Origin of the sequence: Vibrio sp. Vb1337, from assembly GCF_033338715.1 — a bacterium.
Taxonomy (GTDB): Bacteria; Pseudomonadota; Gammaproteobacteria; order Enterobacterales; family Vibrionaceae; genus Vibrio; species Vibrio alginolyticus.
On record NZ_JAWOTD010000002.1, the window covers coordinates 391,003 to 405,316 of the forward strand.

Consider the following 14,314-nt stretch of genomic DNA (forward strand, 5'->3'; position numbering starts at 1 on the left):
TAAATGATTATCTGCGCTCTAAAAGTTGAACTTAGTGCAGGCTCTATGGCAATTCATTGATTAATCGCTCGTTATCAAACGGTTCTGGGTGCATGTGGCGTCAGCTTAAGTCTATAATTTGGAGTAGGTAACACTCTGTAAGACAAGGAAATGTGCTTTGTTACAAACGCTCGCCAAGTTGCTCTTCCCCTCGCTGCTCACTATTTTATCGGCATGCTCATCCGTATCGTTGAATGACGCCAGTGAAAAGTCCACCAGCTTTCAGCTCGGTTATCAAAAGGATTCTGTTCTTGCGAAGTACTTTGAAGCTTATGGGAGAGACCCTAAGTCCATTACTGGCTTTGCACCGTTAAATCAGGGACACGATGCCCTTCTTGCTCGAACCTCTTTGATCGAGTCCGCCCAGAAAAGCCTTGATCTTCAATACTATATTTACCGTGGTGACGAAACGAGTCAGCTAATAACGTGGCGCTTGTATGAAGCGGCAAAGCGTGGTGTTCGAGTAAGGCTGTTGCTTGACGATATGCAAAAGCGAAACGACGATGTGATGGCTGCCCTCAATGCACATCCTAATATAGAAATCCGCTTATTTAACCCGCATCAGTATCGCGACTCCCGTTGGTTCGCTCTTGCTAGCGATTTTGAACGCCTTAATCGTCGTATGCACAATAAGTCTCTGATTGCAGACAGTGTTTCCGCCATTGTCGGAGGTAGAAATATCGGCAATGAATACTTCTCTTTTGAATCGCAAGTTGAGTTTGGTGATTTTGATCTTCTGCTCTATGGTGAGGCGGTACAACAAACTGCCGATCAGTTCGACCTCTACTGGAATAGCGCCTATTCGATACCAATGGAATGGATTACACCGAATTCACAGCAAATTACCGACCAAGCGATTCAAAAGCAGGTCAATAAACTCCGGTTAGAGGAAAAGTTTTCAACCGGCCGCTATGACTTCACTCAACTGGATATGTACCAAGATCTAAAACAAGGCAAACTCAAGCTCTACTGGGGAGAAGCGAAAGTATGGTTTGATCTGCCCGATAAAGTCGCGACCCGAGAGAGCCAACTTATTGATAATTTAACGGAGCTGGTTAAAAGTGTTGAGGATTCATTTGTGCTCATCTCTCCCTATTTCGTTCCAACTGAAGTAGGTACTCAAGCATTAAGTAACGCGGCCAAGCGAGGCGTTGATATCACGATTGTGACCAATAGCCTCGCGTCTAACGATGTGTTTGCCGTGCATGGTTGGTACGCAAAATATCGAAAAGATCTACTCGAAGCTGGAATAAAGCTTTGGGAAGTAAAAGCGAGCGCGAAACTCAAAAGTAAGTGGAGCCTCACGGGGAGTAGCAGAGCAAGTTTACACGCTAAAGCAATGACGATTGATAACAAAACACTTTTCGTTGGTTCGATGAACTGGGACCCACGTTCGGCCGCTTTGAATACCGAAATGGCCGTTGTTATCGAACAGCCAGAATATGTGCAAATGTTTCTAGAACAACTGCCGAGTCAACTGTCGAGTAACGCCTATGCCTTAACTCTGCGCGACGGGGACATTGTCTGGACCGACGTAAAAACAGGCGAAGAATACGACTCCGAACCAGAAGCAGGAGTATGGCGAAAAATGGGCGCTTGGTTCTCCGGAATATTACCGATTGAAGATCAGCTATAACAGCTGCCAATACTGCAAACCTCCCCAGTCAAGCAAAACAAAATGGACGCTAGTTTTGGGCAGGGGACACAACCAACATAAGGAAGTTCAATGCCAGCGCAATGGAATGAATACTATCAGAAAATTTTAAGCCAACCTCACCGCCCAAACGTGGAAAATGCCGTAAACCAACTTAAGATAGAAGGCAAAGTCGCTCTTGATATTGGCTGCGGAATAGGTCGAGACAGCCACTTTCTACTCGAACAGGGATTTAAGGTTCACGCATGTGATAGCAATGAAGATGCAGTAAAAACTTGTTTAACACGCTTTGAAGGTAATAAACGATTTTCGGTTTCGCAGTGCTGTTTTACTGAATTTAATTACCCTCAGTGCAGCTTGGTTATCGCAAATGCCAGTTTGTTCTTTTGCCCTGACACAGGCTTCAAACAAGTCTGGACAAAAATAGACAGCGCATTACAACCGGGCGGTATCTTCTGCGGCGATTTCTTGGGAGTGAAAGACTCCTGGGTTACCTCCGAAATGCACCCAAACATTACCGCATTAACAAAAAAGGAAGTGGAAAGCTTATTCGAAGGTTACGACCTCATTTCATTGCATGAAAGAGATGAAGACGGGACCACTGTAGTCGGAAGCCAAAAACATTGGCACATGTTTAGTGTGACCGCTCGAAAGCGCTAAAAATGGTCTCTCAGTAAAGAAAGCAGCACTTCAAATCAGTGCTGCTATCAGAGATTAATTGACGGGATACACCACTTCAAAACGCTCTAAAACCAGCGTACGTTTCTCATGCCAATCGATGTTCAACTCATCGCATTCAGCTTTAAAAAATGCAGTATGAGCATCACGCCACCAGTTTAAGGTTCTATCACCTTCGCCTTCTGCGTAGGCAAACTCTGCGGTTACATTCTCATATTTGCATGTACTTACGTCAGTAATTCGTATCACGCAAACCGGGTCCCCATCCCAATTCGTCACTACTTGTAAATGACCGACTTGGGGCATGGTTTCACCATGTTCTCGATACCAAAGCTCCAAACTGCACGATGCAGTTTTCTGTCCAATACGAACCAAGTCTGCGCATACATTCGCGTTGTATTCATCGGCACAATAATAGTCAGCACTGACTGATGGTACAGCTTCCCTTTGTTCTGGTGATAATAATTCTAGGAATTGTTCTAAGTAATCCTTAGCTCGCGCGTCCATGCTCACTCCATTAATCATAAATTCGCAAGGAGGATAAAAGATATCACAACAAATAACCACCAGGAACAAACTGAAAAACAACAAGAATATGACTTCTACGAAGACGACTGTTATTTCTTTTGTAATAACTTTGCTAAACGTTTGTGCTATTTGCTATTGTTGCATGGTCTATCTGTACTCTTCTCGTGAAAGGACGTTATATGCGCTTATTTATTGGTATTTTTTTCTCGCTGATACTTGCCTTGCCAACAATGGCATCGGAGGAAAAGTATTCAGAATCGGATCTGTTAGATAGACCATTAATGGAACGCTATATTTTAGATGAACTAAAAGCGCTACGTCAGGACTATCAAAGCCTAGAAAAGCGAATGATCACAGAGATCACCGATCGCGAGCTAACGGTCGCAGATAAATCGTTGAACTATGCCAACGTGACCGTTACATACTTCTTCTACATCATTGCTGGTGTCGCATCGCTGATTGCCTTTGTCGGATGGCAATCTCTGCGCGAGTTTAAACACAACACCAAAGAGATGGCTGATAAACGATTGGAGAAGATCGCCCAAGAATACGAGAAAAAGTTTGTCGCCCTTGAGCGAGATTTAAAACGCAAAACTCGCATTATCAGCGAAAACAACAAAGAGATTGAGAAAATCAACGAGATCCATAACTTATGGCTACGTGCACAAAGCTCTCAAACTCCAGAACAACGTATTGAAATCTATGATGAAATCTTATTAATTCGTCCAGGTGATTTAGAAGCGTTGACTTACAAAGCCGACGCAGCGATGGAAATCAACGAATACCATTGGGCACTTAGCATTTGTAACCGCGTACTTGAAGTCGATTACACCAACGGCCCTGCACTGTATCAACGCGCGTGTGCATACTCTCGCCTTGGTATCGAAGAGCAAGCTATTGAAGACTTGGAACGCGCAATTGAATACAGCCCATCCATTCGTGATTTACTTGCCGAAGAACGAGACCTCGAATTGCTGCACGGTAATGAGCGTTTTGAAAAGCTCTTACATCTAGCAAGCGAATAATGGAATAAACAGCATGAGCAGCCACTTTAATCTAGAAGACGCTAGCCAAGTATTGGTTGGTGCTTTTGCCCTAGCAGTCCCGATCTCATTTTCGGAGGAGGCGTGGCGATTGGGTGAGAGCCTACCAATGGCAAACTTGCTCATGCTGTTAAGTCTTTCTGTCATTTTCCTCAGTTTTTTCGCGTATCAAAGCGTGTTTCAAAGCCACATCAAGAATCGCGTATCCATCTTTATTTTTCGTGTGGTTATCGCGTACCTCATTGCGGCCGTTGTGGTAGCGTTAGTTCTTTTCTGTCTTGATAAGCTGCCACTCATGAATGAGCCTTTGGTTGCGATAAAACGCGTTATCGTCATCACAATGCCTGCTTCGATGGGCGCGATCGTAGTCGACAGTTTCGACAAAGAATAGAGATAATCGCTACTCTTCTTCTAACGTTAAGTTCGACCCCGAGTGGTCTTTCCCTAATACATCTTCTGGGTTTCGCAGTGCGCAGGTTTCTAACGACAAGCACCCGCAGCCAATGCATCCGCCTAAATCGTTTTGCAACGCTTTAAGTTTTTGAATCTTTTGTTCTAACTGTTCATGCCAATGGCTTGCCATTTCTTCCCATTGCGCTTTGTTAGGGGCTTGGTGTTTCGGCAGTTCATCTAACGCATGTTTAATTTCTTCTAACGACAACCCAACTTGCTGCGCTGCTTTGATCACCGCAACACGGCGCAACACACTACGATGGTAGCGACGCTGATTACCTTGATTTCTCCAACTCGAAATCAGTCCTTTTTGCTCGTAAAAATGTAGGGCAGATACTTTCACTCCAGAACGTTTTGCCACTTCTCCTACGCTGATTTCCATCCTTGACTCCCTGTATATCAATTTTGTTAAAAAAACGCTTTACCTCAAGTTTACTTGAGGTTTTAAAGTTGCACCATCTTAATTAACGCTAAACCCCGGCGAGCTCAAGATAATGTGTTCAGCGCGAACGACTTGGTTGTTAAACACAAGACAGTTGGACATCAACCTTTTGAAAGCCATCGGGAGTTAGAGGCAAACATAATGAAAAATAAAACTCAGCCGTACTTAGCTGGCCGCTTCTTCGACAGCATTTCCTCTGGCTTATTCATGATGGCGCTGCCATGGGTCATGCTTTCCGAACCTAACATGGGCACTTTCGTCGCTTTAGTTTCTCTGAGCTGCACCGCGATTTCTTTTCTAGCAACGCCTTTCTTTTCCACTTTAATTGACCGACATTCACGCAAAGTACTACTCGTGCTCAATCAATGGATTCAATCGGGTATGGCTTTGGTGGTGTTCATTGCTTATTGGTTAGGGTTTGAGTCACACTGGTTGCTGGCTTTTGCGCAATTGGTGTATTGGGTTTCGAGTAATTTTGCATGGACGACCAACAACGCCTTCACCCAAGAAAATTATCAGCACCATGAGTATGCGAAAATTTCGGGTCAGCAAGAAATTGTAATGCAATCCACAACCCTCGGAGCTGGCGCGTTGGGTATTGTTTTGCTTGAAATGTGGGGTATGAAAGAGTTTGCTTTGTTTGCGGCCAGCGCCTCTGCGTTAGCAGCGATGTTCTATATTCTGACGCCTTATACCCAACAATTAAGGGCATCAAAATCCGTTGCTTTCATCGCGCAACTCAAAGAGAGCAAACAAATATTCCGTCTCGAACCCCGATTTTATGGCTTTATTCTGCTCTCTTGCCTCTCTTATCCTGCATTGACGTATTTGAGCAAACTGGTGCCGATTTGGTTTTCTGAACAAGGCATCTCTGGCGATTGGTTTGCAGGGTTCAACATCAGTTTTGGCCTCGGCTCGTTGCTAACCGGCTTTATTGTCACCAAAGTGCTAAGCCGTGCCTCCCATAGCCACATTATGTTCGCTTCGATGGTTATGGTCTCTTTTGCGCTTATCGGGATGAGTTTTGCGATGAGCCCGCTGACCATCTTATTGTTTACGGCGCTGTTCGGCGTATTTAACGCGCTAAATCGCATTGCGAGAGTCAACTGGATGCATCACACCGTAGCGGTTCATCAACGAGGTCGCGTCGATGGCGGCATCAGCATGTTTGCCACCACCATTCAATCTCTCAGTTACGTCCTGATTGCAATATTGAGTCATTACGAACTAACACAATACGGTTTTGCAATCGCAGCCGCTGTCATGGTATTAGCAGTGATTTTGATGGGATTACTCAGCCGAGACGTCGAGCCGTTTAACGACCTGCCCCTTCATGCAGCAGCAAAGTGAAGCATAGAAATTGAGAAGTTGAGAAATTGAAAAAGCGAGATAGGAAGGCAACCAACATCGTCTTCCTATTTTTTACGCCAGCACTTTTGCCTCTATCGCTTATCAGCAAGGTTGGGTATTCTGAGGTGACCAACATGAGCAGAGGGAAATCGCAGTGAACTTAAGGCAATTAGAAGTCTTTTACGCCATTATGCAAGCAGGAACGGTGTCAGGCGCGGCTCGCTTACTGCACGTTTCCCAACCTAATGTCACTCGAGTTCTCGCCCATACAGAACAACAACTGAGCTTCGCTTTATTTGAGCGTGTAAAGGGCCGTCTCGTTCCCACTCAAGAAGCCAAAGCCTTATTGCCAGAGGCTGAAAAAGTCTATCAACAACTCGGACAATTTCGCTCTCTGACCAACAAAGTCAAACAGGGAACTCAACATTTACGAGTCGGTGCTCCGCCTGTTTTGGCCGCACACTTGTTAGCGCCGACTGTCGCGTTGCTGTCGAAAGAGCACGGCATCTCCTTTGAGCTCTTAACGGCCAATCGCGATGAGCTGTGCTCAGGTTTACTGAAACATGAACTGGATGTCGCCATTGCGTTCGGTGAAGAAACACCACCAGCGATCATGGGGCACGTGTTATTGAAAGAAAACTTAGCACTGATCGCTCCTAAAAGCGCAGCGATACCCGCAGAAAAAACCGTCATTTTAGAAGAACTCATCAGTCACGATTTACCCATTATCGGTTTAGATAGCCGAGACCCTCTGGGCTTGCTGTTACATCAAACCTTGTCAGCGCGTGACGAGCATTATCAACATGCCATTACCGTCCGCAGCTACTCCGCGGCGGCTGAACTGGTGAAAAACGAAGCAGGATTCGCGATTGTAGACCCTTGGACTGCAAAACAATATCGCCAAGATAATGCCGTTTCCGTGCATGCTTTGGAGCCAAATATGTCCTTCTCTGTCTCTATTTTATTCGCAGAGCACACACCTCAATCCATTGCGACAAAGCAATTTATCACCGCCCTAAAACAACAGATGGTTTAAAGGTATAACCTGAAGTTATACCTGCCTAACAAATAAGCATTCGGTTTCCTAAATCAGTCTGGCTACATTAATGAGCAATAACGATGACGAAGGGAACCATCATGCAAATTGCTCAACCTTACCTACTTTTTCTTGGCGATGTAACCGATCCACTCGCAGCAAAAACCGCGCGTGGCATATATCAATGGCGACCTGAGATTTGTCTTGGCCAAATCCGCCTGACGCCAGAAACCGTATCGCTTAGTTTAACCGACATGACACTACAACAAGCGCAGCAGCAAGGAGCAAAAACGCTGGTGCTTGGCACTGCAAATCCAGGAGGCGTCATTCCCGAAGCTTGGCAAGCAACCTTACTTGAAGCGGCAGAGATGGGATTTGAAATTGCATCGGGCATGCACCAACGTTTGGCGGAACTTTCTCCTCTTGCCGATCTAGAACAACGCGGATTAACCAAACTGTATGATGTTCGTCATTATGATGCCCCGCTCAAGGTCGGCAATGGCAAAGCTCGCGCAGGCAAGCGAGTACTTACTGTAGGGACAGATTGCTCCGTTGGAAAAATGTACTCTGCCCTTGCCATTGAGCATGCATTGAAGCGTAAAAACTGTCGTGCAGAGTTCAAAGCAACGGGTCAAACCGGAATTCTCATCGCAGGCAGTGGCATTTCGATTGATGCTGTAGTTGCCGATTTTATCTCCGGCGCAGTAGAAGCGATCAGCCCTGAGTTCACCGATCACGATTGGGACATCATCGAAGGGCAAGGTTCATTGTTTAACCCTTCATTTGCTGGCGTAAGTTTGGGCTTACTTCACGGCGCACAAGCTGACGCTCTGATACTGTGCCATGAGATTGGTCGCCCGCACATCCGCAACTTACCACATGCGAACTTACCAACCATTGAACAAACGATAGAAGCGAATCTGGCCGCTGCTCGCCTAACAAATCCAAACGCTCAATTAGTGGGTATTTGCTTAAACACTTCGGCGCTCAGCGAAGAAGATGCTGCCCAGTTATGCCAGGATTGGAGCGACAAATACCAAGTGCCCGTCACCGACCCTGTACGTTTTGGCGTTGATGCGGTTGCAGATAGGCTCCTTACGATTTAAGAAACATTTACGGTTTAGAAAATAACTGCGGTTTAGGGAAAACTAGTGAGATGAAAATTCATGTAGAACCTGTCACGATTGCCATGGCGACACCATTTCGCATCTCTCGCGGCAGTCGGACAGAGTGCCACGTAGTCCGAGTGACAATTGAACATCGAGGCATGACCGCCCAAGGTGAATGCACGCCATACCCTCGTTATGGTGAATCGGTTGAATCGGTGATTAAGGCGATTTCTCACGCCGCACATGAACTGCAAAGTTTGTATGCCAAAGGCGAAGCTGATGTCATGGTTCTCAAAAGCCAGCTTCAATCGTTATTGCCCACGGGGGCGGCAAGAAATGCATTGGATTGCGCCCTTTGGCATCTTCACGCGCTTTTGAGCCACAAGCAACAGGTTCACGACCTCTTTACGTTACCAGAGGCGATTGTGACGGCGATGACGGTTTCTATCGACACGCCGCAAGCGATGGCAAAACAGGCACAAGCTTACCTTAGCCAAGGCGCAAAACTGCTTAAGGTAAAACTGGATGGTGAACACGTGCTTGAGCGCGTTGCAGCAGTACGCGATGCTGCGCCGCACGCGCAAATTGTTTTAGATGCGAATGAAGCGTGGCAAGGCCTCGACCTCGCGACGGTATTTGCTCAACTCGAACCGCTAGACATCACCATGATCGAACAACCGTTGCCACAAGACTGCGATGACGTACTCGCCAGCATTCCGCACCCCATTCCACTTTGCGCCGATGAAAGTTGTCACACCAGAGAGCAATTACATCAGCTGGTTGGAAAATATGAAATGGTGAATATTAAGCTAGATAAAACTGGCGGGCTCACTGAAGCACTATTATTAGCCGACGACGCCCAAAAACTCGGTTTTAGCCTCATGTCCGGTTGTATGTTGGGGACGTCGCTTGCGATGCGTGCTGCCTTACCCATTGCTGCTCAGGCAAGCGTTGTCGATCTTGATGGCCCGGTGTTGCTCGGACAAGATGTAACGCCAAGCTTGGTTTATCGCGACGGCGAAATCGTTCTTTCCAAATAGCCTAAACAATCCAGAGGTTTTGCTCCAAAAGTCAGAACCTCTGAGTTTATGATCTCGATTAAAAAACAATCAGCCCCATCATGAAATAAGTCACATAAATTATATGGTTATTGAGGCATGCTAAGATTCCAGTAGTCCAAGAAGGTGGTCTTATGTATCGAGTCATCCGGAAAATGACGTGGAAAACGAATAGGCGGTAATCCCGCCCTACTCCAATGCAGTGCGTGGGTTTCTATAACAACCCACTTCCTAGCAATTCGTAGGTTTTTCACGCCATCTTGCAAGGAGGCTTTATGCCTATCAATAAAATACGCAATATCGCTTTTGTCGGTCAAACCGGGACCGGTAAAACCACGCTGATAGAAAAACTGCTCTTCACCTGCGATGCCACGCACCATTTAGGCAGCGTAGAAAAAGGCGATACCGTTACCGACTTCGACCCTCAATCCATCCAATATCAACACAGTATTGAAGCAACGCCAGTCGCACTGCGCTGGAATAAACACCGGCTCAATATCATCGACACTCCGGGACAAAACGAGTTACTTGGCCGTACTATCAGCGTTTTTCCTGCCGTTGAAACATCTGCCCTTGTCATCGACCCTCAAACCCCACTTAACCAAACTTCCGATCGCTTATTCACCTTTGCTAAAGAGCAGCAAAAATGTCAGATGATCATCATCAATAAGCTCGATAACCACGGTAATCAGTTAGAAAGATTGATGGGGAACATCGTTGAGCATTTTGGTGACCACTGCTTGCCGATCAACTTACCTTCGGCTGACGGAGAATCTGTAGTTGACTGCTATTTCGAACCAGAATTGGGACGAGAAACCTTACTTGCAACAGTAGATGAAGCTCATGAGACCTTAATTGACCAAGTCATCGAAGTCGATGAAGAACTGATGGAACTGTATCTGGAACAAGGCTCCGAACTCACCGCAGAGCAACTGCATGATCCGTTTGAAGAAGCACTGAGAACTGGACATGTGATTCCGGTCTGTTTTGTCTCAGCACAAACCGGCGCGGGCGTCGAGTTGCTGCTGCGCACCTTGGCGGAGATCATGCCCATGCCAAACGAGGGTAACCCTCCTCTACTGGAAAAGAACGGCAAAAAAATCAAAGTAAATTGCGAAACCTTAGAGCACACCGTCGCACACGTGTACAAAGTCAGCGTCGACCCATATATGGGAAAACTTGCCTACTTACGTGTGTATCAGGGTGAAATCAATGCGGGCAGCCAGCTTTATATTGGCGAAAGCAACAAGGCATTTAAAGTTGGGCACTTATATCAACTGCAGGGCAAAGATAGAACCGAGATCCCTCGCGCGCTAGCAGGCGACTTCTGCGTTTTAGCCAAAGTGGATGATCTCGAATTCGATTCAATCGTTCATGACTCTCACGAAGAAGATGGTGTTCAACTCAAAACGTTGGACCTTCCTGACTCCATGTATTCTTTGTGCTTGAAGCCTCTTAAGCGTGGAGATGAGCAAAAATTAGGAGATGTGCTGAATAAAATTGCCAGTGAAGATCCTTCGCTGCGCATCGAACATCGCGCTCGCACCAACGAAACCATCATCAGCGGCCAAGGGGAGTTTCACCTCAAAGTCGCATTAGAAAAGATGGCGAACGTGTACAAACTGGACGTCGAAACCTGCCAACCAAGCGTCGAATACTTTGAAACCATCACCAAACCTGCCGAAGGGCATTATCGACACAAAAAACAAAGTGGCGGTGCAGGCCAGTTTGGTGAAGTGCAATTGAAGGTTCGTCCACTCGAACGTGGTGCCGGATTTAAGTTCATCAACAAAGTGGTGGGTGGCGCCATCCCAACCGCGCTCATTCCTGCTGTTGAAAAAGGTATTTTGCAAGCGTTAGAGGAAGGCGCGATTTCTGGCAACCCAATTAAGGATGTGGAAGTCACCGTTTATGACGGTAAATATCACTCCGTCGATTCGAAAGAAATTGCATTTGTCATCGCAGGTAAGAAAGCCTTTTTAGATGCGATTAACAACGCCGATCCTATTGTGCTAGAACCCATTGTCCAGATGGAACTGCACATCCCAACCGCGAACGTTGGCGATGTTTCTGGAGATTTATCTGGAAACCGAGGCTTAATCGAAGGCACCGAGCCAATCGACAGTAGCTTCACCTTACTCAGAGCCAAGTCACCAGTAAACGAGCTGCAAGATTACGCTCGTCGATTACGCTCCATCACTGGTGGTGAAGGCAGCTTTAGTATGACCTTAAGCCATTACGAGCCCGCGCCACCAGCAGTGCAGAAACAAGTCTGCCAAGGCAGTACACAACAAGGTTAATTCCTTACGATTCAAATCAATCACATAAACAAAAAAGCGCCCTCATTTTGAGGGCGCTTTTAGGTAAAAGAAAAATTATTTATCGAGAGACAAACCTATCTGACTGATTTTGCTTTCAAACTCTTCGATGCTGTTCGCTTTGTAAGTCGGAGCACCGTTAAAGTAGCGCGGTTTCTCTGGCAGCATCGCATTTTTCAGCTCTTGTTCTTGATCGATATTGTCATGGTAAACCGTTACACGATTTGGAATATCCTGCTTCATTACAGCCATTTTGGTTCTCCTTTATTAAGACGAATAGTAAGCGTAGAACGAATTTATCGGAGTACAGGCGTAACTGTGTAAAATTTAGACACCAACGACAAAATCATATTTAAACAGTTGCATTTAATATTTTTGAGGCACTTTGTCGTGGCTATTGGCAAACGTGAGTGCAGCGATTAAGGTGAGCTCTCTCTACATGAAGACAGGAAGTCCGGTGTCGCAGCAAGAACTCAACCAAATGGGCAGTGCCAAAGTTTTTCTCATCGAAAAAGATGGCGTCCAAGTAATAGAAAAACGTAACCCTACTCAAATAGAAGTCGCGTTTTATCAACGCTATGCCGAACAGTTTAACGCGCTTGGAATACACGTACCGCGCTTGATTCAATTCGACGACCAGAAAAACGTTCTGCACATTGAATACGTTCCCCACGCAGTCGAGCAAGCATTCTTACTTGAAGATGATCGAGTCATTGAACAACTCGTCAAACTGCACCAACTTCCACCAACATCAAATGGTGTTTATCACCGCCACCAGTGGACACCACAAGCGACTCAACAAGCACTCGCTACACTTGAACTGGGCTCAGAGACAGAGCAGTTCTTCCACAACCTCCAACAACGATCGGCGCATCTTTTCGATGGACAGAACTTGATCTCCGGAGACTCGAATGCTGGAAACTGGGGACAGCGCGAAAATGGCGAGCTAGTGCTGTTCGACTGGGAACGCTTTTCTACAGGGCATGTCGCGATAGATTTAGCGCCGCTCATCGAGGGCATGGGCACATTTGATGATTACTTGAACGTAGCAGGCAAGTATATAGAGTGCGCAGAGAAAGGTGAAACAACAGAATTGGCGCGCGATATCGGACTAGCAAAAGCGTGGATCGTTGTCGAGGTAGTCAACATACTGGTCTCCAGAGAGAATCCGCAGACCAGCAAATATTTGGACTGGTTTCGGCAAACCTTGCCGCAATGGGCCAAAAGCCTTAGCGCTCAGGTGATGAGTTAGGCTCTGAGATTTGATATAAACGCCTTTCAGGTTCTGCGCATGAGGTTTCACAATTGCACACCTTGTCAACGCCGACATTATTCAAACCACCACAACTCCCTTGAATGCGCTTGTTGTGAAAAATGACGCCAAGTGACATCAACAAAATGATTGCGAGAAAACCAAGAAAGGTAAATAACCAAACCATATTAACCTGCCTTATTAGCCATCGACTCTAGCTTAAGTATAGCAGGGCTAGATGTTGCTTTGAGTAGCGCTTTAGGTCTTGCCAACAAGGAGGGTTTTGATTTTTGGCCACCACAACCACAGGAGCCGCAGCCGCCTTTTTGTTGGTGAACACTTTTCTTATGATTGTTTGATGGGCGTCCTTGAGAGGGCTCAATCAAAGGCTCTCTTGGAACCGCAAGCACATCTTCCAAGGAACTACGAGTAGACAGCCTAAATACTGGCGTGCCACTGCTAAGTAGCTTTGCCAATACACGTTCACCAATATTTCGCACAAGAACAGCATCCACATTGTACCCTTGTAGAGACTGAATCAACTGAGACTTCGCATTGCAACCCGCTTGTGGCATAGAAGCAATGTTCGCTAAGTTTTTTAGCATACCGTCAGTATCAGAATAAATAGCGATGTATGGTGCTTTTACAAAGTGGTTTGCCACCCGCTCACCATCATTAGGAATAGCATAAATCATAAGTTTGACTCCTCATTCGGAAAAACTAATGCATGACCTTCAACTAAACTTTTTGCGACTTTCAATCTTGCACTTTTTACTGTGTTACCAAAAGTTTGTCTAGAAACGCCCATCTGCTCCGCAGCTTGCTGCTGGCTAAGCCCCTCTAAGTCGGCTAAACGTAGCGCTTCTAACTCTTCTGGTAATATGGCGACTTGCTCCAACTGATTAAATGGAATGCCATTGGGCTTAAAGCAGTGGTGAGCCGCACGTCCGCATATTCGTCTTTCTATCTTTGGTCTTGCCATCATTGTCCCTCAAAAACACAGAGTCAAATTACGCCTTAAACTGGCATATGCCAATAACATTTTTAGCATATGCCAATAAACTAAGTTTGCAAAAATCAACACGACAAATACGTAATACATCAGCATTAATTAGACATCTAATAATTTAGGAATTTTGATGACAAACGAACAAAAAGATCAATTCTAATTAACCGGATAATAAAAACGTTAGTTTGCGCAGATTTTTCATACAAATACACGCTAATGTGTTCATTTTATTGAAGAAGAAAAACTATAATCCAAGCAAATCATTAGTTTGAACACTAATGATTGTTTTATTTAAAAGGATGTATACCTAAGGAACGAAAAAGAGAAGTTTGACGACATTGGCCT

Annotated in this window: 16 protein-coding genes; 10 read left to right on the forward strand and 6 right to left on the reverse strand. The window is 45.7% G+C overall.

The window, feature by feature from the left end; translation table 11 throughout:
- The first annotated feature begins 157 nt into the window (after positions 1-157).
- Together R7E42_RS03510 and R7E42_RS03515 are read left to right on the forward strand one after the other, a co-directional pair.
- Complete coding sequence (locus tag R7E42_RS03510) at positions 158-1,675, forward strand: phospholipase D family protein (RefSeq protein WP_318072354.1); 1,518 nt, start codon at positions 158-160, stop codon at positions 1,673-1,675.
- A 90-nt stretch (positions 1,676-1,765) separates the two neighbouring features.
- A complete protein-coding gene (locus tag R7E42_RS03515) occupies positions 1,766-2,353 on the forward strand; it encodes a class I SAM-dependent methyltransferase (protein WP_017819795.1) in 588 nt (195 codons plus the stop codon).
- A 54-nt stretch (positions 2,354-2,407) separates the two neighbouring features.
- Here the strand turns inward: R7E42_RS03515 and R7E42_RS03520 are convergent, their stop codons facing one another.
- On the reverse strand, positions 2,408-2,878 hold the full coding sequence (locus R7E42_RS03520; protein WP_017819794.1) for an ASCH domain-containing protein: 471 nt from the start codon (positions 2,876-2,878) through the stop codon (positions 2,408-2,410).
- 200 nt (positions 2,879-3,078) lie between these two features.
- Here R7E42_RS03520 and R7E42_RS03525 point away from each other — a divergent pair, with 200 nt between their 5' ends.
- Together R7E42_RS03525 and R7E42_RS03530 are read left to right on the forward strand one after the other, a co-directional pair.
- A complete protein-coding gene (locus tag R7E42_RS03525; RefSeq protein ID WP_005373890.1) occupies positions 3,079-3,924 on the forward strand; it encodes a tetratricopeptide repeat protein in 846 nt (281 codons plus the stop codon).
- Between the two features lie 13 nt (positions 3,925-3,937).
- Entirely contained in the window at positions 3,938-4,333 is a 396-nt protein-coding gene (locus R7E42_RS03530) for a DUF2391 family protein (protein ID WP_005373896.1), read from the forward strand.
- A gap of 9 nt (positions 4,334-4,342) precedes the next feature.
- Here R7E42_RS03530 and soxR read toward each other — a convergent pair whose 3' ends face one another.
- A complete protein-coding gene (gene soxR, locus R7E42_RS03535) occupies positions 4,343-4,777 on the reverse strand; it encodes a redox-sensitive transcriptional activator SoxR (RefSeq protein ID WP_005373898.1) in 435 nt (144 codons plus the stop codon).
- Between the two features lie 201 nt (positions 4,778-4,978).
- Here soxR and R7E42_RS03540 point away from each other — a divergent pair, with 201 nt between their 5' ends.
- The 5 genes from R7E42_RS03540 to fusA all read left to right on the forward strand — a co-directional run bounded on the left by R7E42_RS03540 (position 4,979) and on the right by fusA (position 11,690).
- Positions 4,979-6,187 carry an MFS transporter gene (locus tag R7E42_RS03540; protein ID WP_062731075.1) on the forward strand — a complete coding sequence of 403 codons (1,209 nt, stop codon included), beginning with the start codon at positions 4,979-4,981 and terminating at the stop codon, positions 6,185-6,187.
- 154 nt (positions 6,188-6,341) lie between these two features.
- Positions 6,342-7,223: a LysR family transcriptional regulator gene (locus tag R7E42_RS03545; protein ID WP_025767997.1), complete on the forward strand. Its 882-nt coding sequence runs from the start codon at positions 6,342-6,344 to the stop codon at positions 7,221-7,223.
- 101 nt (positions 7,224-7,324) lie between these two features.
- Positions 7,325-8,329 (forward strand): N-acetyltransferase DgcN, encoded by a 1,005-nt coding sequence (gene dgcN, locus R7E42_RS03550; RefSeq protein ID WP_054574532.1) that lies wholly within the window; start codon positions 7,325-7,327, stop codon positions 8,327-8,329.
- Between the two features lie 50 nt (positions 8,330-8,379).
- On the forward strand, positions 8,380-9,372 hold the full coding sequence (dgcA, locus tag R7E42_RS03555) for an N-acetyl-D-Glu racemase DgcA (protein ID WP_318070583.1): 993 nt from the start codon (positions 8,380-8,382) through the stop codon (positions 9,370-9,372).
- 293 nt (positions 9,373-9,665) lie between these two features.
- Positions 9,666-11,690 (forward strand): elongation factor G, encoded by a 2,025-nt coding sequence (gene fusA, locus R7E42_RS03560; RefSeq protein WP_203507846.1) that lies wholly within the window; start codon positions 9,666-9,668, stop codon positions 11,688-11,690.
- Between the two features lie 75 nt (positions 11,691-11,765).
- Here the strand turns inward: fusA and R7E42_RS03565 are convergent, their stop codons facing one another.
- Positions 11,766-11,960 (reverse strand): hypothetical protein, encoded by a 195-nt coding sequence (locus R7E42_RS03565; RefSeq protein ID WP_005373920.1) that lies wholly within the window; start codon positions 11,958-11,960, stop codon positions 11,766-11,768.
- Between the two features lie 187 nt (positions 11,961-12,147).
- Between R7E42_RS03565 and R7E42_RS03570 the strand changes: the two genes are divergently transcribed.
- Positions 12,148-12,960, forward strand: a complete 813-nt coding sequence (locus tag R7E42_RS03570) for an aminoglycoside phosphotransferase family protein (protein ID WP_195723030.1) — start codon at positions 12,148-12,150, stop codon at positions 12,958-12,960.
- On the opposite strand, the gene nqrM is transcribed toward R7E42_RS03570, so the two are convergent.
- From nqrM to R7E42_RS03585, 3 genes are read right to left on the reverse strand one after another with little or no spacing between them, the layout of a single operon-like run.
- Positions 12,938-13,147: a (Na+)-NQR maturation NqrM gene (gene nqrM, locus R7E42_RS03575; protein ID WP_017635136.1), complete on the reverse strand. Its 210-nt coding sequence runs from the start codon at positions 13,145-13,147 to the stop codon at positions 12,938-12,940. The two genes, R7E42_RS03570 and nqrM, sit on opposite strands and share 23 nt — an antisense overlap.
- A gap of 1 nt (position 13,148) precedes the next feature.
- Complete coding sequence (locus R7E42_RS03580) at positions 13,149-13,655, reverse strand: NifB/NifX family molybdenum-iron cluster-binding protein (RefSeq protein ID WP_137282820.1); 507 nt, start codon at positions 13,653-13,655, stop codon at positions 13,149-13,151.
- Positions 13,652-13,942 (reverse strand): DUF134 domain-containing protein, encoded by a 291-nt coding sequence (locus R7E42_RS03585; RefSeq protein ID WP_005373924.1) that lies wholly within the window; start codon positions 13,940-13,942, stop codon positions 13,652-13,654. Before R7E42_RS03585 ends, R7E42_RS03580 begins: the two co-directional genes overlap by 4 nt.
- Positions 13,943-14,314 lie beyond the last annotated feature (372 nt).